The 23273-nt window shown below is 69.3% G+C and carries 18 protein-coding genes; 5 read left to right on the top strand and 13 right to left on the bottom strand.

Annotated elements, in window-relative coordinates; all coding sequences use genetic code 11:
• Nucleotides 1–11: 11 nt before the first annotated feature.
• Both AC4NN1_RS05715 and AC4NN1_RS05720 read left to right on the top strand, forming a co-directional pair.
• Nucleotides 12–2396, top strand: coding sequence for a CDP-glycerol glycerophosphotransferase family protein (locus AC4NN1_RS05715; protein ID WP_491954775.1), 2385 nt, complete (start codon nucleotides 12–14; stop codon nucleotides 2394–2396).
• A gap of 74 nt (nucleotides 2397–2470) precedes the next feature.
• Nucleotides 2471–3865 carry a bifunctional cytidylyltransferase/SDR family oxidoreductase gene (locus tag AC4NN1_RS05720; RefSeq protein ID WP_018188738.1) on the top strand — a complete coding sequence of 465 codons (1395 nt, stop codon included), beginning with the start codon at nucleotides 2471–2473 and terminating at the stop codon, nucleotides 3863–3865.
• Nucleotides 3866–3886: 21 nt separating this feature from the next.
• Here the strand turns inward: AC4NN1_RS05720 and AC4NN1_RS05725 are convergent, their stop codons facing one another.
• Genes AC4NN1_RS05725 through AC4NN1_RS05740 form a run of 4 tightly spaced genes read right to left on the bottom strand, consistent with a single transcriptional unit; the run spans nucleotide 3887 to nucleotide 9515 of the window.
• Nucleotides 3887–4600, bottom strand: coding sequence for an IspD/TarI family cytidylyltransferase (locus AC4NN1_RS05725; RefSeq protein ID WP_018188739.1), 714 nt, complete (start codon nucleotides 4598–4600; stop codon nucleotides 3887–3889).
• Complete coding sequence (locus tag AC4NN1_RS05730) at nucleotides 4597–6408, bottom strand: CDP-glycerol glycerophosphotransferase family protein (RefSeq protein ID WP_491954776.1); 1812 nt, start codon at nucleotides 6406–6408, stop codon at nucleotides 4597–4599. The genes AC4NN1_RS05725 and AC4NN1_RS05730 overlap by 4 nt, the downstream gene beginning before the upstream one ends.
• Nucleotides 6405–7526, bottom strand: coding sequence for an NAD-dependent epimerase/dehydratase family protein (locus AC4NN1_RS05735; RefSeq protein WP_491954777.1), 1122 nt, complete (start codon nucleotides 7524–7526; stop codon nucleotides 6405–6407). Before AC4NN1_RS05735 ends, AC4NN1_RS05730 begins: the two co-directional genes overlap by 4 nt.
• A gap of 51 nt (nucleotides 7527–7577) precedes the next feature.
• Entirely contained in the window at nucleotides 7578–9515 is a 1938-nt protein-coding gene (locus AC4NN1_RS05740) for a glycosyltransferase family 2 protein (protein ID WP_491954778.1), read from the bottom strand.
• Between the two features lie 81 nt (nucleotides 9516–9596).
• Between AC4NN1_RS05740 and rfbA the strand changes: the two genes are divergently transcribed.
• The 3 genes from rfbA to AC4NN1_RS05755 are packed head-to-tail and all read left to right on the top strand — an operon-like array spanning nucleotide 9597 to nucleotide 12867.
• A complete protein-coding gene (gene rfbA, locus AC4NN1_RS05745; RefSeq protein WP_018188743.1) occupies nucleotides 9597–10466 on the top strand; it encodes a glucose-1-phosphate thymidylyltransferase RfbA in 870 nt (289 codons plus the stop codon).
• Between the two features lie 2 nt (nucleotides 10467–10468).
• Nucleotides 10469–11467: a dTDP-glucose 4,6-dehydratase gene (gene rfbB, locus AC4NN1_RS05750; RefSeq protein ID WP_018188744.1), complete on the top strand. Its 999-nt coding sequence runs from the start codon at nucleotides 10469–10471 to the stop codon at nucleotides 11465–11467.
• The gene (locus AC4NN1_RS05755; protein ID WP_491954779.1) at nucleotides 11464–12867 is read left to right on the top strand and encodes a sugar nucleotide-binding protein; all 1404 of its coding nucleotides are present in this window, start codon (nucleotides 11464–11466) and stop codon (nucleotides 12865–12867) included. The genes rfbB and AC4NN1_RS05755 overlap by 4 nt, the downstream gene beginning before the upstream one ends.
• Nucleotides 12868–12888: 21 nt before the next feature.
• On the opposite strand, the gene AC4NN1_RS05760 is transcribed toward AC4NN1_RS05755, so the two are convergent.
• From AC4NN1_RS05760 to AC4NN1_RS05800, 9 genes are all read right to left on the bottom strand, one after another.
• Nucleotides 12889–13638, bottom strand: coding sequence for an ABC transporter ATP-binding protein (locus tag AC4NN1_RS05760; protein WP_018188746.1), 750 nt, complete (start codon nucleotides 13636–13638; stop codon nucleotides 12889–12891).
• Nucleotides 13638–14528, bottom strand: a complete 891-nt coding sequence (locus tag AC4NN1_RS05765; RefSeq protein WP_026303043.1) for an ABC transporter permease — start codon at nucleotides 14526–14528, stop codon at nucleotides 13638–13640. Before AC4NN1_RS05765 ends, AC4NN1_RS05760 begins: the two co-directional genes overlap by 1 nt.
• Nucleotides 14529–14621: 93 nt before the next feature.
• Entirely contained in the window at nucleotides 14622–17321 is a 2700-nt protein-coding gene (locus tag AC4NN1_RS05770) for an SH3 domain-containing protein (RefSeq protein WP_491954780.1), read from the bottom strand.
• Nucleotides 17322–17413: 92 nt separating this feature from the next.
• A complete protein-coding gene (locus AC4NN1_RS05775; RefSeq protein WP_491954781.1) occupies nucleotides 17414–18523 on the bottom strand; it encodes a glycosyltransferase in 1110 nt (369 codons plus the stop codon).
• Between the two features lie 19 nt (nucleotides 18524–18542).
• The gene (locus AC4NN1_RS05780; protein WP_018188750.1) at nucleotides 18543–20003 is read right to left on the bottom strand and encodes an LCP family protein; all 1461 of its coding nucleotides are present in this window, start codon (nucleotides 20001–20003) and stop codon (nucleotides 18543–18545) included.
• Between the two features lie 25 nt (nucleotides 20004–20028).
• Nucleotides 20029–20496, bottom strand: a complete 468-nt coding sequence (gene purE, locus AC4NN1_RS05785) for a 5-(carboxyamino)imidazole ribonucleotide mutase (RefSeq protein WP_018188751.1) — start codon at nucleotides 20494–20496, stop codon at nucleotides 20029–20031.
• Nucleotides 20497–20592: 96 nt separating this feature from the next.
• Complete coding sequence (locus tag AC4NN1_RS05790; protein ID WP_018188752.1) at nucleotides 20593–21720, bottom strand: 5-(carboxyamino)imidazole ribonucleotide synthase; 1128 nt, start codon at nucleotides 21718–21720, stop codon at nucleotides 20593–20595.
• A 55-nt stretch (nucleotides 21721–21775) separates the two neighbouring features.
• Nucleotides 21776–22330, bottom strand: a complete 555-nt coding sequence (locus tag AC4NN1_RS05795; RefSeq protein ID WP_116228597.1) for a PH domain-containing protein — start codon at nucleotides 22328–22330, stop codon at nucleotides 21776–21778.
• Nucleotides 22331–22396: 66 nt separating this feature from the next.
• On the bottom strand, nucleotides 22397–23179 hold the full coding sequence (locus tag AC4NN1_RS05800; protein ID WP_491954782.1) for a biotin--[acetyl-CoA-carboxylase] ligase: 783 nt from the start codon (nucleotides 23177–23179) through the stop codon (nucleotides 22397–22399).
• Nucleotides 23180–23273 lie beyond the last annotated feature (94 nt).

Raw genomic sequence — 23273 nt, forward strand, 5'->3', positions numbered from 1 at the left:
GAGGTTCATCCGTGCGATTGCTTCGCAGGCGTCTGCGAGGGAACGCCTTCCTGCAGAGGTGGCGGTTCGGACTGTGGATCGCGCTCTACGCGGTCGCGTCCCGGCTCGTCCGCGTGCGGGAGGGCCGCACCCTCTTCCTGTCGGATTCCCGCACGGACTTCTCCGGCAACATCGCGTTCCTGCGCGACGAGATCCGCCGACAGCGGCCGGACGCCCGCATCATGGGGATCTTCAAAGCCGGCCTCGCCGACCGCCGTCCGCTGCAGGACTCGCTGCGCCTGCCGTGGGAGCTCGCCCGGGCGCAGACGATCGTGCTCGACGACTACTACCCGATGATCTACCCCCTGCGCCTGAGGCCCGAGACCCGCCTGCTGCAGGTCTGGCACGCCGCCGGCGCGTACAAGAAGGTCGGATGGAGCCGGGCCGGCCTCCCGGGCGGACCCCTGCCCGGCTCCGTCGCGCACCGCAACTACACGGATGCGACCGTCAGCTCCGAGGCGATCCGCCCCGACTACGCCGAGGCGTTCGCGATGGATGTCGCCCGCGTGCACGCACTCGGAGTCCCCCGGACGGACGTGTTCTTCGACACCGAGCTGATCGAGCGCAGCCGTCGGGACGTACGGGCGCGGCTCGGCATCCGTCCCGACCAGCGCGTCGCGGTCTTCGCCCCCACCTTCCGCGGCAACGGGCAGCTCAGCGCCCACTACGACATCGACGCGGTCCCGTGGTCGGAGCTTCCGGACGACCTCGGCGAGGAGTGGGTCGTCCTCGTCAAGCTGCACCCCTTCGTCGCTCGCAAGGGCGCGGACATCCCCTCGCACGAGCGGATCATCGACGTCTCCGCGGAGCGCGAGCTCAACGAGCTGATGATGGCGGCCGACGTCCTCATCACCGACTACTCCTCGGCCATCTTCGAATTCTCGTTGCTCGGTCGGCCCATGGTGTTCTTCTGCCCCGACGTCGAGGTGTACGCCGCCGAACGATCGTTCTACCACCCGTTCGAGGACTACCTCGCCGGCCCGCTCGTGACCGACGGCGCCGATCTGGCGGCCGCGATCCGCGACGCCCGTGCCGGCGACGACCTCGAGGCGTTCCGCGAGCGCTTCATGTCCGCCTGCGACGGCCACTCCACCGAGCGCATCGTGCGCGAGATGATCCTCACCCCGCGTCAGGTCGACGAGCGCCCGAAGCTGCTCGACGATCCGCCCGTGCAGCCCACGCGCATCGACGGTCCCGTCGGTCGTCACCTGCTCGCCGCGCACGTGCTGCGCACCGCCCTGCGCGCCTGCTACGCACCGCTGAAGCTGCTGCCCACGCGCCGCAAGGTCGTCATGATCAGCCGCGAGCACCCCGAGGAGACCGACGACTTCATCGATCTGCGCACCGCGATCGCCGAGATGGACCCCACCGTGAGGGTCGTCTCGCTCGTCAGGATGGTGCCACCCGGACTCGTGAGGAAGCTCGGCTACGCCGCACACCTGCTCGTTCAGCTGTTCCACGTAGCGACCGCTCGGGTCCTGATCGTCGACACCTATTCGATGGTGGCGAGCATGCTGCGCCACAAGGACGACCTCGTCGTCATCCAGATCTGGCACGCCCTCGGCGCGTTCAAGAAGTTCGGGCTGAGCATCCTCGGCACGGGCGAGGGGCGCGACGAGCGGCTGGCCGACGCGATGCGGATGCACGAGGGCTACGACCTCGTGCTCGCCAGCGGCGACGCGTGCCGTGCGCCCTACGCCGAGGCCTTCGGAACGGACGACAGCCGCATCGTCGTGGCCCCGCTCCCCCGGGTCGACCGGCTGCGCGACGACGAGCTGACCCGGCAGACCCGCGAGCGCATCTACCGCCGGCATCCGCACCTGCGCGGCGCGAAGATCGCGGTCTTCGCACCGACCTTCCGGATCGAGGACACCGCGATGGCCGCGCCCGACGACGTCGTCGCCGCCCTCGAGGCGGTCGGTGTGCACGTCGTCGTGAAGCTGCACCCCCTCATGACCCTGCGCGGCAGCGACGTCGACACCGCCGAAGGCTTCTCGACCCAGGAGATGCTGACCGTCGCCGACGTCTTCATCACGGACTACTCCTCGACGCTGTTCGAGGCGGCGGTGCGGGGGGTCCCCACGTACTTCCTCGCCCCCGACCTCGACGAGTACCTCGCGACCCGCGACTTCTACCTCGACTACCGGCGCGACCTGCCCGGCCCCGTCTGCACGACGGTCGACGAGCTCGCGACAGCCGTCGAAGCGGGTGCCGCGAAGGCGACGGATGCCGCAGCCTTCGCGCGTCGCTGGGTCGCCGAGTCCGAGGGGACCACCGCCCGTCCGTGCGCCGACCGGATCGCCCGCCTGGTGCTCGACCGGATCGACGGACCCGGCCGAGCCGGCGCCCTCTCATAGGAGCAGGGGCCCTCGCATAGGATGGTGCGGGCGTGTCAGCACACGTCCGCACCGACTCACGAGGAGCTCTCGCCGTGACCACACCCCGCACTGTCGCCGTCGTCCTGGCCGGTGGCATCGGAGTCCGGGTGGGCCTCGGCATCCCGAAGCAGCTCATCAAGATCGCGGGCAAGGCGATCGTCGAGCACACCCTCGAAGCCCTCGAGGGCAGTCCGCACATCGACGAGATCGTCATCATGATGAACGCGGCAGCCATCGGCGAGCTCGATCATCTGCTCGACAGCGAGCGCTTCGCGAAGCTGACCCGCATCCTCCCCGGCGGCGAGACCCGCAACGACACGACCCAGCTGGCGATCGCCGCGCTCGAGGGCGACGACACGAAGGTCCTCTTCCACGACGCCGTCCGTCCCTTCATCGACGACCGGATCATCGAGGACTGCGTGCGCGCGCTCGACACGTACGAAGCCGTCGACACCGCGATCCCCTCGGCCGACACGATCATCCAGGTGGATGCCGACCGTCTCATCACCGGCATCCCGGACCGCTCCTTGCTGCGACGCGGCCAGACGCCGCAGGCCTTCCGGCTCGGCACGATCCGCAAGGCGTACGAGATCGCGGCGACCGACCCGTCCTTCCGGGCGACGGACGACTGCGGTGTCGTCTTCGCCTACCTTCCCGAGGTCCCCATCTACGTCGTCGACGGGACCGCCGAGAACATGAAGGTCACCGAGCCGATCGACGTGCACATCGCCGACAAGCTCTTCCAGCTGCAGTCGGCGAGCCTGTCCCTCGAGAGCATGACGACCGTCCCCGACCTCTCGGGCAAGACGGTCGTGGTCTTCGGCGGCAGTTACGGCATCGGCGAGAGCATCGTCCAGCAGGCGACGGATGCCGGGGCCACCGTCCACGAGTTCAGTCGGTCCTCGACGGGGACCGACATCCGCTCCGGCAAGGCCGTCCGCGCTGCGCTCGGAGAGGCCTATCAGCGCAGCGGCCGGATCGACGTCGTCATCGTCACGGCCGGGGTCCTGCGCATCGCGCCGCTCGTCGAGAGCCGCAAGCGCGACCTCAAGGACACGATCCAGGTGAACCTCATCGCGCCGGCCATCGTGGCCCGCGAAGCCCACCCCTACCTCGCCGAGACGGGCGGACAGGTCGTCCTGTTCACGTCGAGCTCGTACACGCGCGGGCGGGCCGGCTACAGCGCCTACTCGGCGACCAAGGCCGGCGTCGTGAACCTCACGCAGGCCCTGGCCGAGGAATGGGAGCTGTCTCGGGTGCGGATCAACTGCATCAACCCGCAGCGCACGCGCACGCCGATGCGGACGCAGGCCTTCGGCGAGGAGCCCCTCGACAGCCTGCTCGACCCCGCCGATGTGGCGCGGGTCACCCTGAACGTGGCGGCATCCGATCTGACGGGTCAGATCGTGACCGTCAACGTCGCCGCGATGCGCAACGCGGCGGGCTGACCCGCCGCGTCACAGCCCGCCTCAGCCGCCGATCTGGTTGCGCTCGATGACGTCGAAGAACGCGCGGCAGATGTAGTAGTCCTCCGCCGTCGTGATCTTGATGTTCGAGCGGGGCCCGTCCACGCGGAACAGGGTGTGCCCGTAGCGTCGGAGAAGGCTGCAGGTGTCGATGGAGTCGTTCTCCCCGTCGGCGACGGCCTGGTCGTAGACGCCGAGGACGGTGTCGAGCCGGCCGCTCTGCGGCGCCTGGGCGACGTAGAGGTGGTCGCGCGGGATGACCTCGTCGACCGCGCCGTCTGCGGAGGTGATGATCGTCTCGTTGAACTTCGTGCTGGTGATCGCGGGGCCGTGGGCGCGGACGGTCTCGATGTTCGCCGAGATGACGTCCGCGTTGATGAGCGGACGCACGCCGTCGTGGAGCAGCACGACGGTGTCGGCGGGCGCCTCGTTCGCCACGGCCCGCAGCGCCCGGTGGCGCGACTCCTGGCCGGTGGCGCCGCCGTCGACGATCCAGTTCACCTTCGTGAGCTCGTACCGTGCGACCAGCCGCGCGAACCGGTCCCGCCACTCGGGCAGGATCGACACCGCGATCCGGTCGATCTCGGGGTGGTCCTGGAAGTGCTGCAGCGTGTGCACGATCAACGGAGTCCCGTGGATCTCGAGGAACTGCTTCGGCAACGTCGCCGACGACATGCGGGAACCGATCCCGCCGGCGAAAATGATGGCGATGTTCACGCGATCTCCTCTTCTGGAACGTCCTTCTCACTGGACTCTGCGGTGTTGGACGAGGACTGCGCTGTCGGCACCGGGCTCTCGGTGATCTTCTCGGTGTCGGGGTTGCCGATGATCAGCCAGTCGATGACGCGATCGGCCGCACCGGTGTCGACCCGGTCGAAGTTGAGGCGTCGGAACTCGGCGACCTTCTCCTGCTCGAACTCCCCCGTGCGGAGCGCGTCGATCACGTCGTCGAAGGTGTCCGCGACGCGACCGGGGGCGGTCTCGCCGTAGTCCCGATGGAATCCTCGCGTCGCGGCGTAGTTCACCCGGTCGGGAGCGAAGAACAGCATGGGACGGTCGAGGAGCGAGAACTCGTAGATGATCGACGAGTAGTCGGTGATGAGCACGTCCGTCGCGTGCAGCAGGTTCAGCCCATCGGGGTAATGGGTGAAGTCGAAGAACCGGTCGCGGTACTGCTCGGGGATCTCGATCGGGTTCTTGACGAAGTGGTGCATGCGGAAGAGGACGACCGTGTCGTCGCCGCAGGCGTCGTAGAGCGCCTCGAAGTCGATCTGGCTGTAGTCGTAGAACGCGGTGTAGATCGAGCGGCCGCGGAACGTCGGCGCGAACAGCACGACCTTCTTGCCGGCGATCTGCGGGTACTCGGCGGCGAAGTCCTCGAGGAACTGGTCACGGCGCTGCGGATCGAGGAACCAGTCCACGCGCGGCAGGCCGGTCGGGATGACGGCGGCCTCTTCGATGCCGAACGCCTCGGCGTACACGTGTCGGAGGTGTTCCGACCCCGTGATGGCGAAGGTGTACTGGCGGTGCGGGTGCCACAGTTTCGGCGATCCCAGATTGCCGAAACGGCTGTAGCCGACGGATTTGAACCCGCTGCCGGCGTGCCAGAGCTGGATGACCTTGGTCCGCGGATCCATGCGCAGGCTCTTGAGGATGCCGAAGTAGTCGTCGAGCAGGACGATCTCGCTGGTCGCCAGCAGGTAGATGATCCGAAGGGTCGTCCCCCACCCACCCGAACGGGGAAGCCGGAACGAGTACTTCATGTCGAAGCGGTCCTGCAGCCCGCGCTCGACGATGCGCTCCTGCACGCGCCGGAGGTTGCCCTCGATGCGGACGCGCTGGTCGGAGGCGAAGAGGATGCGGCCGGGCTTGACCCCGACGGTGCGCGTGATGATCTGGTAGATCAGCCCGGCGTAGCGCTGCTTCGAGGGCGCACCGAGCAGCAGGGCCTTGAGCCGCTTGATCGGCCGGAATTTCTTCGGCTTCGGACGGGAGCGGAACAGGTGGTAGCTCCGCATGAGGAAATCGAGGCGCTCGAGGTCGACCGAGTTCTCCGCTATGCCGAACGACACGGTCGTGACGGCGCGGTTGCCGTCGTAGAGGAAGACCCGTGAGCCTTCGTCGAGTTCGCGCAGGGATCGTCCGTCGAAGCGGGCGGGCGCGACGCGCTCACCGTGGGCGAACATCACGATGCGCCAGGTGCCGTTGGGGATCGCCTGCCGGTCGCGGAACGTCGGGACGTCGACGTGCAGCTCGAACGAGCCGGGGGCCACCTCCGTGAACGGCACGGGGATGCGGCGCTTGCCGTCGATGAGGCGGAAGTCGACGGCGGGCGGCGGGATCTCGCCCCACTCGGGCTCGAGGGGGGTCCACGGGCCGACCTGCTCGACGCTGAGGCGGATGGTGAGCTTGGCGCGCTCCCAGCTCAGCGAGTCGACCGTCACGTCGAACGGCGGCCGCGGTCGCACGACCTGCTCCGCCTCGACGGGTTCCACGGATGCCGCGGGCACAGCTGCGTCGGTCACGACCGGTTCCCCTCTCCGCGCTCCTCGTGCCATGCGATGGTGCGGTCGAGGCCGCGGCCGAGTCCCACGTGCGGCGCCCAGCCGAGGCTGCGGAGGCGGGTGTCGTCGAGCCCTTGACCCTTCACCGAGTTGTAGCGACTGTGGTCGACGCCCTCGGCGAAGCGCACCGTGAGGTCCTTCTCGGGCCGCGCCCGGGTGAACGCCTCGGCGAGTTCCCGGATGCTGATGAAGCCGTCGCGGTCGGAGACGTTGTACGCGGTGTCCTCGCCCTGGAGGATCGCAGCGAACATCCCCGAGACGGCGTCGGCAAGGTACGTGTACGTGCGCCGCGCACTGCCGTCGCTGTTGAGGGTGATGTCCCGACCCGCGAGCACGTCGGCGGTGAAGTCGGCCTGGACGCGTCCGTCGTCGAGGGCCATCCCGGGCCCGTAGATGTGGCCGAAGCGCGCGATCGTGATGGGGACGCCGTGCTGCGCGTGGTAGCTCACCGCGATCGTCTCGGCGGCCCGCTTGCCTTCGGTGTACGAGGCGCGCGGGTTGAGGATGTCGACTGAGCCGTACTCGTCCTCGGCGACGAGCGAACCGTCGGACACGCGCTGCCCGTAGACCTCCGCGGACGACATCAGCACGAAGCGCGCTCCCGGCGACGCGACGCAGAGGTCGAGGAGCCCGAATGCGCCGGTGACGTTGGCGCGGATGGTGTCGACGGGGCTCGCGGCGTGCAGCGACGGCCGAGCCGGCGACGCGCCGTGGATGACGAGGTCGACGGGGCGGTCGATCTCGATGGCGTGGCGGACGTCACCGCGGACGAAGAGGAGATCTTCGCGGTCGGCCGCGGCCGCGAACTGACGGCGGGCCTTGTCGACGTCGCGGACGAGGGCGAGGACCGTGATCCCGGCATCCCGCACATCGTTGAGACCGAGGAGCGTGTAGACGGCGTAGGCGGGGATCATCCCGGCCGCGCCGGTCACGAGCACCGTCTTACCCGCGAGATCGTCCCACGGGAGGGGCTGCCCGATGATCTCGGCGACGTCGCCGTCGATGGTCGCACTCCCGGTCACGTGAGGAACCGGCGCGTGGGGTGTCGGTTCGCCGCCACGGGCTGTCTGTTCAGGCATTTTGCCGATTCTACGTCACCGGGCCTGCGAGGCCCTGAGCGACGGACGCCCTCACCGGAGTCCGAACCGGCGGAGGACGCGGCCCACCGTGCGGCGCAGGGTCGGGGCCGGAGTCGGGGCGGGCGCCGGCTTGGACGCCGGGGTCGAGTCCGTCGACGGTCGGCTGCTGCGCTCGAGGATGCGGCGGTCCTTGTCGGCACGCACGGTCCACGCGCCCGGCCCTCCCGGAGCGCGGTCCCCGACGCGGACGTCGATCGTGCCGACGCCGGCGCCGGGCACGATGAGCTGTGCCGCGCCGTCGGCGATGCGCAGGCGAGCCGGGCGATCGGAGAGCTTGGACGCCCCCGCGGTCCACACGCCGACGACGGTCTCCACCTCGCCGGCGCCGTCATGGCGACCCGCGAGATCGAGCACGAGGTCGCCGTCGACGAGAGCGGCGCTCTCGGGCGTCAACCGCCGCACCGCTTCACGCTGGCCGCCGGGGATGATCGTCGCGTTCGTGCTGTCGTTCGGGTAGACGAGGTGCAGCCGGCCGTCGGTCAGCGTGACGGAGGCCGGGATCGTCGACTTCAGAGGACGATCGGTCGAGCTGTTGCCGAAGCGAGCGTGCACGTGGAGGTCCCAGTGCGTGGCCTCCTCGAGCGGGGCGCCCGAGGCGGCCGCGGCGGGGTCGACGGTGAACGACGCGGTCGCCGAGACGCGGACGGTGCCGTCGGGAAGGTCCTCGACGCGCACGTCGCTCTCGAGCGGCAGCGCCCAGGCGATGCGCGAACGACGCGAGCGCACGAGCCCCGAGACGGTGATCCCGTCGACGTCGGCCGTCATGTCGGTCGCCTCGGCGCTCACGAGGTCGCGGACCTCGGCCGGGAGTCCCTTGCGGATCCGGTCGCCGTCCCTCACCAGAGCGGGGACGGTCCCCTTGGAGTCCGCCCAGGTCACGTCGCTCGAGACGTGCAGGATGCCGCCCCGCCATTCCACCGTGGTCGCACGCGCCCACCCGGGAACGGCGGCGTCGGAGACGCAGATCTCCTCGAGAAGGTCCTGGCGATCGGCGCGGAGGAGCTCCGCGCGCACCCGCTTGGAGGAGTTCATGCGTCCCTCGAGACGCGCGAAGTCGAAGTCCCGCTGCAGCTTCTGCGCCTGCTCGAACATGAACCGCCGCTGCTTGGGCGTGCGCGTGACGTACTTGGAATCGAAGACGCCCACGAGACGGTTGCCGTACTGGTGCAGCTCGAGCTGCTCGCGCTGCAGGCGGTTCTCCTCGCCGGGGAGCTCGTCGATGATCGATTGGCAGACCCGCGGCAGCCACCGCCAGAAGTCCTCGCCGTGCTTGACGAAGGTCGAGGACCCGCTCCCCTTGGTCGTCACCCAGTGGTAGTAGGGGACGGAGGTCAGCGTCGAGATCACGCGGGCGTGGCGGGAGACCAGGACGTTGAAGAAGATGTCCTCCCACAGCACACGGGCACCCTCGATGAACCGGATGCCGTGTTCGTTGAGGAATGCGCGACGGTACATCTTGTGCGGGTTCATCGGGATCAGCGGGTGCACGTCCGTCCGGCCGATGGACTGCGGCCGGTCCTCGTCGTACGTGCCCATCCCCCACGACGCCGACGTCGTCCGCGCCTCTTTGCCGTTGACGGCGTCGGCGTTGTTCGCGACTCCGAACTCGTATGCCGCTCGGAGCGCGTCCGGGTACAGCTCGTCGTCGTGGTCCATGAACGCGATGTACTCGCCCTGGGCCAGCTCGATCCCGACGTTGCGGGGCTTGGAAGGCCAGCCGGAGTTCTCGATCGCCTCGACCCGGACGTTGCTGTGCGTCTCCGCGAGCTTCCGCAAGCGCTGCAGGGTGTCGTCCGGGGAGCCGTCGTCGACGAAGATCACCTCGAACTCCGACGCCGGCATCGTCTGCCGCTCGAGCGAGCCGACGAGTCGGGCGATGCCCTCGACGGACGTCTTGTACGTGGGCACGACGACGGAGACCTTGATCACCCGTTCATTTTAGGGGCGGGTCCGCCGCCGACCAGGATTCGCCGTCCGGGTTCTGCGTGTCCCTATGGGACGATGGGTGCCATGAAGGGCATCATTCTCGCGGGGGGCTCGGGGACGCGACTGCACCCGATCACATTGGGCGTGTCGAAGCAGCTGATCCCGGTGTACGACAAGCCGATGATCTACTACCCGCTGTCGACGTTGATGCTGGCCGGCATCCGCGACATCCTCATCATCACGACGCCGCACGACGCGGAGCATTTCGAGCGCCTCCTGGGGGACGGGTCGCAGTTCGGGGTGCGGCTCTCGTTCGCTCAGCAACCGTCGCCGGACGGGCTGGCCCAGGCGTTCACGATCGGCGCGGACCACATCGGCGACGACAAGGTCGCGCTCGTGCTGGGCGACAACCTGCTCTACGGTCCGGGCCTCGGATCGCAGTTGGCCCGGTTCGACGACGTCGACGGAGGTGCGGTGTTCGCGTACTACGTGGGCGAGCCCCAGGCGTACGGCGTGGTCGAGTTCGACGAGGACGGCCGCGCGATCTCACTGGAGGAGAAGCCGGCGGAGCCGAAGTCGAACTACGCGGTGCCCGGGCTCTACTTCTACGACAACGACGTGGTGCAGATCGCGAGGGACCTGAAGCCCTCGCCGCGCGGCGAGTACGAGATCACCGACATCAACAGCGCCTACCTGGCCGCGGGCAAGCTGCAGGTCCAGGTGCTCCCGCGAGGCACGGCCTGGCTCGACACGGGGACGTTCGATCAGATGCTGGATGCCGGTGAGTACGTCCGCACGATGGAGCGCCGCACGGGGCTGAAGATCGGGGTGCCCGAAGAGGTCGCGTGGCGGCAGGGATTCCTCACCGACGACGAGCTCCGCGCCCGTGCCGAGAAACTCGTCAAATCCGGATACGGCACGTATCTCCTCGACATCCTGAACAGGGGCTTCTGACCATGGCACACCTTCTCGTGACCGGGGGCGCCGGTTTCATCGGGTCCAACTTCGTCCACCACGTCGTCGCGCACACCGATCACACCGTGACGGTGCTCGACAAGCTCACCTACGCCGGCAATGAGGCGTCGCTGGCCGGGCTCCCCGAGGATCGGGTCGACCTGGTCGTCGGCGACATCGCCGACGCCGAGCTCGTGGACGGACTGTTCGAGAAGGCGGATGCCGTCGTCCACTACGCCGCGGAGTCCCACAACGACAATTCGCTGCACGATCCCCGTCCGTTCCTGGACACCAACATCATCGGCACGTACACGCTGCTCGAGGCCGCTCGTCGCCACGACACCCGGCTGCACCACATCTCCACCGACGAGGTCTACGGCGACCTCGAGCTCGACGACCCGGCGCGGTTCACGGAGCACACCCCGTACAACCCGTCGTCGCCGTACTCGTCCACAAAGGCCGGCAGCGACCTTCTCGTGCGCGCCTGGGTCCGCTCGTTCGGGGTCCGGGCGACGATCAGCAACTGCTCGAACAACTACGGGCCGTACCAGCACGTCGAGAAGTTCATCCCGCGACAGATCACGAATGTGCTGCGCGGCATCCGTCCCAAGCTCTACGGCAAGGGCGAGAACGTCCGCGACTGGATCCATGCCGACGATCACTCCTCCGCCGTGCTGACCATCCTCGACAAGGGTGAGATCGGCGAGACCTACCTCATCGGCGCCGACGGTGAGAAGGACAACAAGACGGTCGTGGAGCTCATCCTCCAGCTCATGGGGCACTCCCCCGACGCGTACGACCACGTCACCGACCGCGCCGGCCACGACCTCCGCTACGCGATCGACTCCACCAAGCTCCGCACCGAGCTCGGCTGGTCGCCCACCTACCGCGACTTCGAGGCGGGTCTTGCCGCCACGATCGACTGGTACCGGGCGAACGAGGCGTGGTGGGCGCCCGCCAAGGACGGCGTCGAGGCCTTCTACGCCAGCAAGGGTCAGTGAGCGTGACGGATTTCGGTAAAGCGCTCGCGCCCGTCGAGACCGGCATCCCCGGGCTCGTCCTGTGGGATCTTCCCGTGCACGGCGACAGCCGCGGGTGGTTCAAGGAGAACTGGCAGCGCGAGAAGATGACCGCCGCCGGCCTCGCCGACTTCGGTCCAGTGCAGAACAACATCTCGTTCAACGACGCCGTGGGGACGACCCGCGGCATCCATGCCGAACCGTGGGACAAGTGGGTCTCCGTCGCGACCGGCCGCGTCTTCGGAGCATGGGTCGATCTGCGCGAGGGACCCACCTTCGGCACCGTGTTCACGGCCGAGCTCGACCCCTCGCGGGCGATCTTCGTCCCCCGCGGCGTCGGCAACTCGTACCAGACCCTCGAGCCCGACACCGCCTACACGTACCTCGTGAACGACCACTGGTCTCCGGAGGCGTCCTACTCGTTCCTCAACCTCGCCGACGAGACCGCGGCGATCGACTGGCCGATCCCCCTGGCCGAGGTGGAGATCTCCGCGAAGGACCTGGCCCACCCGCGGCTGTCCGACGTCGTCCCGATCCCGCCGAAGAAGACACTCGTCGTCGGCGCCAACGGCCAGCTCGGACTCGCGCTGCGCGCCGCGTACGACGGCGACCCGAGCGTCGACTTCGCCGGTCGAGCCGAGCTCGACCTGACGGGCGACCTCTCCCACGCACGCCGGTGGCGCGACTACGGCACGATCGTCAACGCCGCCGCCTATACGGCCGTCGACGCCGCCGAGACCGATCGCGCCGGCGCCTGGGCGGGCAATGTCTCCGCCGTTTCGCAGCTCGCGCGGATCGCGACCGACAACGGCATCACGCTCATGCACGTCTCGAGCGACTACGTCTTCGACGGCGCAGCGGATGCCCCCTATGCCGAGGACGCGCCGGTCGCTCCCCTGGGCGTGTACGGGCAGACCAAGGCCGCAGCCGATGCCATCGTCGCGACCGTCCCCCGCCACTACGTCATCCGGACGTCCTGGGTCATCGGCGAAGGCAAGAACTTCGTGCGCACGATGGCGACCCTCGCCGAGCGAGGCGTCGCCCCCTCGGTCGTCGACGACCAGATCGGACGTCTGACCTTCACCGACGAGATCGCCCGCGGCATCCGCCACCTGGTCGAGACCGGCGCCCCGTTCGGCACCTACAACCTGACGGGCGCGGGAGACCCCGCCTCGTGGGCCGAGATCGCGGGCGAGGTGTTCGAGCTCACGGGACACGACCGCGACCGGGTCACCGGTGTCAGCACCGACGAGTACTTCGCCTCGGCGACGGGGCCCGTGGCGCCGCGGCCGCGCTGGTCGGTGCTCGATCTCGCCAAGATCGAGGCCACCGGTTTCGCGCCCCGCGAATGGCGCGACTCGCTGCGCGACCTCCTCGGCTGAGCCGGACGGTCGCGCGGCGGATCAGCCCCGTTCGAGTTCGGCGAAGGCGTCGTCGATGGGACCGTCGAACACGACGTTGCCCTTGCGGATGACGACGCCGCGCGAGCACAGGTTCTTCACGATGTTCTTGCTGTGACTGACGATCATCATCGTGACGCCCTGGTCGGCCAGTTCGCGCAGCTTCGCCTCGCACTTCGCCCGGAAGGGCGCGTCACCGACGGACAGCACCTCATCGACGAGGAGGACGTCGAGCTCCACGTGGATCGCGACGCTGAAGGCCAGGCGCATGAACATGCCGGAGGAGTAGTGCTTGACCTCCTGCTCGATGAAGTCGCCGATGCCGCTGAACTCGACGATCTCGTCGTAGCGCTCCTTCGTCTCCTTCTCGGTCATCCCGAGGATGGCGGCGTTCAGGAAGACGTTCTCGCGGCCCGTGAGGTCGGGGTGGAAGCCGGCGCCGACCTCGATGAGACCGGCGACACGTCCGCGCGTGAACACGCGGCCTTCGTCGGGCTCGAGGACTCCGGAGACGAGCTTCAGAGTCGTGGACTTGCCCGAGCCGTTGAGGCCCATGATCGCGACGGACTCGCCCTCCCCGATCTGGAAGGAGATGTCGTTCAGTGCCTGGAACTGGCGCGAGCGCGTCGACTGCCGCTTGACGACGCCGATGAAAGCGTCCTTCAGCGACCGCGCGGAGCGCTTGTTGAACCACTTCGAGACGTGCTCGACGATGATGCGGGGCTGGGCTTCGGTGGCGTTACGAGTCGACATCACAGGTCCTGGGCGAAAGTGCGCTCGGCGCGACGGAAGACGAACTGACCGGCGAACAGCGTCACGAGGATGACACCGACGGAGGCCACGACATGCCACTCGAACTGCGGCGGCCACCCGAGGTTGTCGGGCACCGGCGATGCGGCGTTCACGACGGGGAGCGCCCCCCAGAACGCGTGGTGGAACATCTCCACCGCGACGGCGAGCGGGTTGGACAGCCAGACGTGGAAGAGCCAGCGGAAGTTCTCGGTCCGGTGGTAGACCATCGCCCACGTGTAGAGGACGGGCACGGACCACGTCGCGATCGTCCGGATGATGTCGACCGTGTTGCTCGCATCGCGGAAGCGGACGTTCACCGCCGCGAAGAAGAGGCCGAGACCGGTCACGAAGAGGAGGACGAGCAGCATGCCGAGCAGGACCAGCCCGACGGCGGCGAAGCTCGGCAGCCATCCGAACAGGAGGCTCACGATGATGAGCACGGCCAGCTGCGGAAGGAAGTGCGTGAAGGCGCCGATGATCGCCGCCAGCGGGAAGAGCTCGCGCGGGAGGTAGATCTTGCGCACCAGGGCGCGATTGCTCACGATCGACTGCGTCGCGGCCCCGAGGGTCTCGTTGAACAGGTTCACGAGCACGAGCCCGCTGAACAGGTACAGCGGGAAGGCAGGGACGTTCTTGTGGACCTGGAGGATCTCGCCGATGACGATGTAGTAGACGAGGAACTGCACCGTCGGTCGGACATACGACCAGAACCATCCGAGGACGGAGTTGCGGTAGCGGAGCGCCGTGCTCTTCCCGATCAGCAGCCGAAGCAGGTAGCGGTACTCGAAGACGTCGAGGAGTCCGCGACCACGTCCGGGCGTGTCGAAGGCGCTGTAATCGATCTGTGTCACGGGGTTCCTTGCGAAGGCGGGTACCGCGGAGCGGCGGATGCCGTTCAGGCCGTCGATCATCCTATCCGACGGTTCCTGAGCACCCTCGGATCATCAGCGCAGGAAGTCGCCGCTCACCCAGCCCGTCCTGCCCTGGTAGGTGACCTTGCGCCAGACACCCGAGGTGCCGGTCACGGTCAGTTTCGTCCCCTTCGGGATGACGCTGATCTTGGTTCCGGACGCCGACGGGGTAGCCCGGAAGTTGAGAGCGGCCGTGGTCGTCTTCACGACCGCCGCCGGCGTCGACGACACCGCCTTCAGCTCGGAGTCCCGCATCCAGCCCTTCGTCGTGCCGGCGGTGACCGCGCGCCACGCACCGAAGGTGTCGTAGACGGTGACCTTCGTGCCCGCCTTCAGCGTCGTAAGGACCTTGCCCGAGGCGGACGCCGTCGCCCGAAGCGGCGTGGCCGCGATGCTCTGCTTGCTCTGAACGGAGACCGCCCCCGGGTTTTTCGCCGACAGCTTCGACGTGAACACCCAGCCCGTCAACCCGTCGACGGTGATCTTCGTGCGATCACCCGAGGCAGACAGCGCCTTGACGGTCGTCCCCTTGCGGAGCGTCGCCTGGATCGTCGCCGACGACACCGACGGCGTCATGTTCGTCGTGGTCGCCAGGTACATCGTCTTCACTGCCGGAGCGATCGCGCCGAGCTCGGAGTCCCGCATCCACCCCTTGGTCGTGCCTGCGGTGACGGCACGCCACTGCCCGTACGCGTCGTAGACGGAGACCTTCGTGCCCGCCTTCAGCGTCGTCAGGACCTTGCCCGAGGCGGATGCCGTCGCACGAAGCGGCGTGGCCGCGATGCTCTGCTTGCTCTGAGCGGCCGCGGCGCCCGGGTTCTTCGCCACCAGCTTCGACGAGGTGACCCAGCCCGTGATCCCGTCGACCGTCACCCGCGTGCGGTTCCCCGAGACCGACGAAGCCTTGACCGCCGCGCCCTTTCGGAGTGTCGCCACGATCACCGTCGACGTGGCCGTCGAGGCCACATTGTCGGGCGCCGAGAGGTACTTCGTGGTCACGACCGGCGTGACCGCGCCGAGCTCGGAGTCCCGCATCCAGCCCTTCGCCGTGCCGGCGGTCACCGCGCGCCACGCACCGAAGGTGTCGTAGACGGTGACCTTCGTGCCCGCCTTCAGCGTCGTCAGGACCTTCCCCGAGGCGGATGCCGTCGCACGAAGCGGCGTCGCCGCGATGCTCTGCCGATCCTGGCCGGACGCCCCGCCGGGGTTCCCGACCGAGAGCTTCGACGAGTACACCCAGCCCGTCATGCCGTCGACGGTGACCTGGGTACGGTCACCCGACACCGTCAGCGCCTTGACGGTCGTGCCCTTGCGGAGCGTCGCCTGGATCGCCGTCGACGAGACCGACGGCGTCATGTTCGTCGTCGTCGCCAGATACATCGTCGACGCCGGAGGGGCATCGTTCTTGACGGTCATGTAGTCGCTGTGGGACCAGTAGGTGGCTCCCGAGACCTGGATGCGCCACCAGACGCCGTACACACCGGTGCGCTGGTAAGTCTGCCCCCGGGTGATCGCACGCACGCCGGTCTGGCACTGCGTCGAGGGGGCCTTACGGGCATTGAGGCTGTCGGTGACGACCGTGATCGTGCCGGTCGCCTTCGTCACGCTCGACTCGGCGGGGACCGCACACGCGCCTCCGGCGGGCGCCGGCGTCGACAGGGCGGACTTCGCGACCCACAGGGAGGTGGATCCGCTCGTCACCCGCGCCCACGAGCCGTAGGTGCCCGTGAGGGTCACCTTCGCTGACGCCTTGAGCGAGGTCGCGCCGGTGGTGCAGCCGCTGACCGGGGCAGTGCGCCCCGTGGTCGCGGTCGTGACCGTGGCGGGGCCCGATGCCGGGAGGACGTCGGCGGCCGCCGGCGCGGTGCACGCCTTGACGAGTGCCGCGGCTCCGCCGGGGTTCTTCGACACCTCGGGGGCGAACCACTGCACGTAGTAGTTGTAGAAGTTGCGGTTGCCGTAGCTCGAGCACGAGTCGCCCTGCGCGTACCCGGCGGCGAGCGCCGCCATGTTGGGGCGGTACGGCGTGTAGATGTACAGGTTCGCCGTGGCCTGGTTCTTGATGAGCACCTTGGAGCTGCCGCACGCACTGTTGGGGTGCCACTTGATCGAGTTCACCTGCCCCTTGCGGTAGCTGTACGACCCGGGGTTCTTCGCGTAGACCTGCTGCTGGCGGGCACCGAGGTAGACCTGGTTGACGAACCCGGCGGATGCCGCGCTGCACGGCGCCGTGTCGGGGCAGTTCATGCCCATCGCGGCGCGGTAGCTCCACTCGGTGGGCTTGGTGGAGGTGACGAGGCCCTGCTCCTTCTGGAGCATCACCAGGATCACCTTCGGGCTGATGTTGCACGCCTTGCCGATGGTGGCGATGATCTCCGAGGCGCGGACCTTCGTCTTCGCCGCGACCGCGTTGCAGTAGGCGTCCTTCGACTTCGGCTGCAGGTCGGCGGTGAAGTTCCGCAGGCAGGTCGGCCCTGAGGTCGCCTTGCACGAGGGGACGCGCTTCTCGAGGAACGACTGCGCCTGCGCGGCGGTCATCGATCCTCCGTTGAAGAACTCCCCGTCGCTGATGATGAAGCCGCCGTCGGTGATCGACGAGGGGAGGCGGGGATCGGCCGCCTGAGCCGCCGTCGTGGGGACGACGGCCATGAGGACGCTGAGCGACAGCACGGTCGCCAACACCATCGCCATGCGCCGAAGGGGGTGTCGGGGCACGGAAGATGTGAGGCGCATGTGAACAGTGTTACTGAAGTCACGCCGTGATACCAGTCGAGACGGAAGATGCCTCGTGCGACACGCCGCTGCCACGGCGTTCACAGCCGACGTCAGAGTTCGGCGTGGAGTTGCCAGACGCGTTCCGCCGCGCCCGCCCAGCTGAACGCGCGACCCCGATCGGCTGCCAGGACGGCGAGCCGCTCGACCGTCGACGTGGACGACAGCGTGGCGGCGAGTTCGTCCCCCAGCGAGCCCGGATCGCCGGCGGCGAAGGTAGCCCCGTCGAGCAGAAGCTCTCGGTGGGTCGCACTCTCGGCCGCGACGATCGGGAGACCCAGTCGGAGGGCGTCGAGCGTCCGCCACGGGAACGCGCGCGAATCCGCGGGGGCGAGGTATGCGACGGCGCCGGCCATCACGGCGGCACGGTCGGGCGCTCCGAGGTGACCTCGCACGTGCAGGCGTCGTTCGGGCAATCCGGCCGCAGCGGCGAGCTCGACGATCGCGGGCTCCGCCCCTTCGGGCGCGTCGATGACGACGACGGCGGTGTCCCGTCCGGACCGCACGACCGCCTCGAGCCCCGTCCGGAGCCGATCGGATGCCGCTGCCGAGCCGGCGAGCAGGACGTAGCCGTCGGGGAGGTCCAGCTCGCGGCGACGCCCGACCTCATCCGTGGGGACGCGTAGATCGTCCGAGGGCGCGCCCGCGATCACCCGCAGGCGATCACCGAGCGGGGCGAGCTCGGCCACTCGACGGGCGAGCTCGTGCGTGGGGACCACGACGGCGTCCGCGTGGCGGACAGCTCGGCGCAGCATGGCCCGGGACCAGGCGGCATCCGCTCGCGGAAGCTCGTCGGGCTCGTCCCACGGCCGCACGTCCCAGAGGGTCACGACGGTCTGATCGTGATCGTGGACGCGGTCGTGTCGGACGAGCGGGGCCGCGAGGGTCGCCGAGTGGATGAGCCCGTCACCGGCTCCCGCCCGGAGTCCGCGGCGCCAGAGAGCGGATGCCGCGGCCGATCCGACGGGCAGTCGGTCGGCGGCGGCGACCCCCTGATCCGCCAGCGTGTCGTCGCCGGCGTCGCTCGGGACGATGGCGCGCACCTCGCACCCGCTGGGGGCTGTGGCGACGAGCCCCCCCGCGAGCTCACGGGAGGCGACGACGAGGTCCGGCCCCGTCGCCGGGGCGGACGGGTCGAACACGACGCGGAGCGTGGTCGTCATCGGTGATCCCTCTCGGCCGTCACGGCGCGGTGCTCGGTGCCGGTGTCGGCGGGTGCAGGAGTCCGTCGGCCATCCCCCGGATCTTCTGCCAGTCCGCGGAGGTGGGGTTGTCGGGGTCGATGTTGACGCCCTTCGGGGTGAGCTCGAGGTCCTGGACCTTCTGATCCTTCGCCTTCGCGCCGAGGTCGACGAGGAACGGCAGCAACGAGTCGGGAATGTCGGTCTGCACGAGGTTCTTGCCCGCCGCGACGATCTCACTGAACCGGGTCACGACGGTCGACGGGGTGGCCTGGGCGAGGATCGCGGTCTGAAGTTCGCGCTGACGGCGCATGCGGTCCCAGTCGCTCGTCGTGTAACGGGAGCGTGCGTACCACTGCGCCGTCTGCCCGTCCATGTGCTGCTTCCCCTTCTCGATCCAGCCCGTCGCCCACTCCTCGGCGGGCTGGTCGTGGTACCGGGGACCCGGCCCCTCGGGAAGGCGTTCCTTGACCGTGATCGTCACTCCGCCGAGCGCGTCGACCAGGTCGGCGAAGCCGTGCATGTCGATGAAGACGTGGTACGGGATCTTGATGCCGAGGATCCCCTCGGCGGCGTCCTTCGTCGCCTCGACGGCTGGGGTGGAGTTCTGCGCCGCGGCATCCGGGTAGAGGCTCTTCCCGCGATCATCGCGGCATGTCTCGACGGCGTTCATGAGCTGGTTGATGCCCGAGGACCATCCGCAGGTCTGCCCCGCGTGCCCCTCGAACCCGTTCGGGTAGAGGTCGTGCATCGGGCCGTCGGAGAACGGCACGTGGCGCAGGTCGCGCGGGATGCCGAAGATCGTGACGGCTCCCGATTCGGCGTTCACGGAGACGACCGAGATGCTGTCGAAGCGCATGGAGTCGCGTCCCTGACCGCTGTCGGCGCCGAGGAGGAGGAAGTTGTAGTAGCCGTCCGACGGGGGGACGCTGGGGCCCGACGCGAAGATCGACAGGCCCGATCGCAGCGGCGCGATCACCGACTGCGCCGTGTACGCGGCTGCGGAAGCGGGCACGAGGGCCAGGACGAGCGCCACGACCGTCGCCGCAGCGCGGGTCCGACCGGGGACACGGGACAGCCGGACGAGGCGGAGCGTGTCGATCGTGAGCACGACCCACAGCGCCGCATAGATCCAGAGCAGGATCTGCGCTCCGGTGAGCGTCCACGCCGAGGCCACGATCGACGTCAGCAGCGACCGCCACATCAGCCCCAGCAGCACGGCCGCCGCGAGCAGCCCCCACATCACGATCGTCGCCACGAGGCCGACGCGACCGAGGCGTCGGTTGCCGGCGAGGGTCTGCGCCGAGCCGGGAAGCAGGAAATTGGAGGCCACGAGCCACCACGCGCGCCGCGACATCATCGCGGGCGCCGAGTCGTCGGGGTGACGGAGCGGCCGCTCCTCGACGACGGAGCGTCCGCGCGTCGGACCCGAGGTCGATCGCGGCGGGCTCATGACACTCATCGGAGTACCTCCGCCGCGGTCCGGCTCACAGGGAGTCCTTGAGTCGTCGGTTCTTCTCCTCGACCTGCGACTCCAGGTCCCGGGCGTAGGCGGCGACGCGGTCGCCGACCTCCGCGTCCGTGGCGCCCAGCAGCCGCACAGCGAGAAGTCCGGCGTTCTTCGCGCCGTTGATGGAGACGGTGGCCACCGGGATGCCCGCGGGCATCTGGACGATGCTGAGAAGCGAGTCCAGGCCGTCGAGTGTCGAGAGCTGCACCGGGACGCCGATCACCGGGAGCGTCGTGACCGAGGCGAGCATGCCGGGCAGGTGAGCGGCGCCGCCCGCACCCGCGATGATGGCCCGCAGACCCCGCTCGCGCGCCTCACGCCCGTAGCGGAGCAGCTTGTCGGGGGTGCGGTGGGCGGAGACGACCTCGACTTCGTGCGCGATGCCGAAGTCCGTCAGGATCTGCGAGGCGTCGGACATGATGCGCCAGTCCGAGTCGGACCCCATCACGACGCCGATCAGAGGGGCGGAGGATGAGTGGAGGGGGCGATTCACTCGACCAGGCTAGGCGGGAGAGCTTGGAGAAGCCCGGAACGGCACGGGTCAATCGAGGAAGTAGGCCGCTGCCGCTCGGGCCTCGTAGACGACGGTGTCGAGATCGTCGCCGGCGACGTTGACGTGCCCCACCTTGCGGCCCGGACGGGGGTCCTTGCCGTAGGTGTGGATCTTGGCGGCAGGATGCGCCTCGAGGGCGGCGGGCAGGCGCTCACCGAGCGTCCCCTCGGCCGGCCCGCCGAGGATGTTCACCATCACGGCGTGCGGCGCGCGCAGCGCGGTGTCGCCCAGGGGCAGATCGAGGACGGCGCGCAGGTGCTGCTCGAACTGGCTCGTCACGGATCCGTCCTGCGTCCAGTGGCCGCTGTTGTGCGGACGCATCGCGAGTTCGTTGACGAGGAGCCGCTCGTCGCCCGTCTGGAAGAGCTCGACCGCGAGCATCCCGGTCACCCCGAGGCCCGTCGCAATCGCCTCGCCGATCTCGGCGGCGACGTCGGCGAGTCGGCCCGCCGAGTGGGGGGCCGGCGCGATCGCCTCGGCGCACACCCCGCCCTCCTGAACGGTCTCGACGACCGGGTAGACGATGAGGTCGCCCGACGGGCGCCGCGCGACCTGCTGGGCGAGCTCACGGCTGAAGGAGACGAGCTCCTCGGCGAGGAGCGCCCCGCCCTCCTCCAGCGCATCCAGCCAATCGGCCGCGTCGGCCGCGTCGGCGACGACGCGCACGCCCTTGCCGTCGTACCCGCCGCGCGGGGTCTTGACGACGGCGCGCCCGCCGTGCTCGGCGATGAAGGCGTCGAGGGATGCGGCATCCGCCACCGCGGCCCACTCGGGCTGCGGCATGCCCAGCTCGGCGAGCTTCGTGCGCATGTCGATCTTGTCCTGCGCGAAGGCGAGCGCATCGGGGCCGGGGTGCACGGCGACGCCGGCGGCGACGAGACCGCGGAGCACGTCCTGCGGCACATGCTCGTGATCGAAGGTGATGACGTCGACGTCCTTCGCGAAGGCGAGGACCGTCTCGAGGTCGCGGTAGTCGCCGACGGCAGAGGCTGCGAGTCCCGCCGACATCCCGGGCTCCTCCGCGAGCACCCGGACGTCGATGCCCATCTCCACGGCGGGCGCGATCATCATCCGCGCGAGCTGTCCGCCTCCGACGATTCCGACCTGCAGTGCCATGCCGCTCCTCCTGTCGTCTCCATCCTCGCGCATACCGGTGCCCGGTCGCAGACGGTCAGTCTTCGAGACCCGCGATCGGGATGCTGTGGGAGTCGCGGTGGGCGAGGATCTGGCTGACCTCGACCTGGTCCGACAGCGTCTCGTGCACGAGACGGACCGAGGGGATGTCGATCAGTCGGAGCGGCTCGTCCACGCCGTTGGCGAGGGTCAGCGTGCCGCTCCCCCACATCCGCTGCAACGGACCACGGCGCTCCGAGATCGTGTAGCCCCGGGCGTGGGGGATGTCGGTGCGACGCCGGTTGAGGAGTCCGGCCCGCTCGATGACGCGCCGGGTCGTGACCGTATAGGTGTGGGCGAGCCAGCGGAGGTACGGGAGGACCACGAAGAGGAGGATGACGGCGGATGCGGCGCCCCACAGCATCCAGTCCTCCCACGGTTCGGGGAGGTTCCCGCTCAAGTACCCGGTCGCCCCGGCAGTGGCGATGAGGACGAGCGCGGACCAGGCCAGTCGACGGGCGTGGCGGTGCAGCCGGGCGATGACGAGTTCGGGCGCGGCGGTGCCGGGCGCAGGCGTCCGGGGACGTCCCGGATACGCGGTCGGCTGGCTCACGGCACCATCATGACGCGCCCGGCGCACCGGTCCGCGCCGACGCGCCCGGAGCGCATCGGACGGAGGTCATCGGACGTGCACGACATCGCCTGCGGAGACGACGTGCGTCACGCCGGCGGCCTCGACGACGAGGCGCCCCTCGTCGTCGATCCGCTGCGCCGTGCCGATGAGGGTCGAGCCGTCCGGGAGCGAGACCGAGACGTCCGAGCCGAGCGTGGTGCACACCTCGCGCACCGCCTGCATCGCGGCATCCGCGACCGTCCCCCCGACGGCGAGCGCCGCGACGGCGTCGCGGAGGCCCGTCAGGTAGTCGGCCAGCAGGCGATCCTCGTCGGCCGGGCGGGCGAGGGCGGCGAAGGACGTCGCGGTGGGGACGGGGAGCTCGGCGGCGGTCATCCGCGTGTTGACACCCGCACCCACGACGACCGTGTGGGGGTCTCCGGGCATGACCTCGGCGAGGATGCCGCAGATCTTGAGCCCTCCGACGAGGACGTCGTTCGGCCACTTCAGTCCGACATCGCGGCCCTCCAACTGGTCGCGGACGGCGGAGGTCATGGCCGCGCCCGCCACGAGCGGGATCCATCCGCGGGCGGACGTCGGAACCGCCTCGACGCGGACGAGCACCGAGACGGCGAGCGCGGAGTCCGGCGGGGTCACCCAGGTGCGGTCGAGGCGACCGCGTCCCGCGCGCTGATCACGGGTGAGGACGACCGAGAGGTGGGGATGCCCCTCGGGATCGTCGAACGCATCGGTCAGGAGCTTCTTGTTCGTCGAGTCGACGCTCGGGGCGATGTGGAGGCGCGGGCTGACCGCGGCGGCGCGGGGGTAACCGTTCTCGGGGATCGACATGCCGCCACCCTAGAGTGCGGCGACGGTCAGGCCCCGCGGGTTGACACGCGGGGCTCTGAGGGATGCCACAGCGGATCCGCCGTGCCGTTGTCGC

The organism is Microbacterium sp. MDV22-iso44 (genome assembly GCF_058629135.1).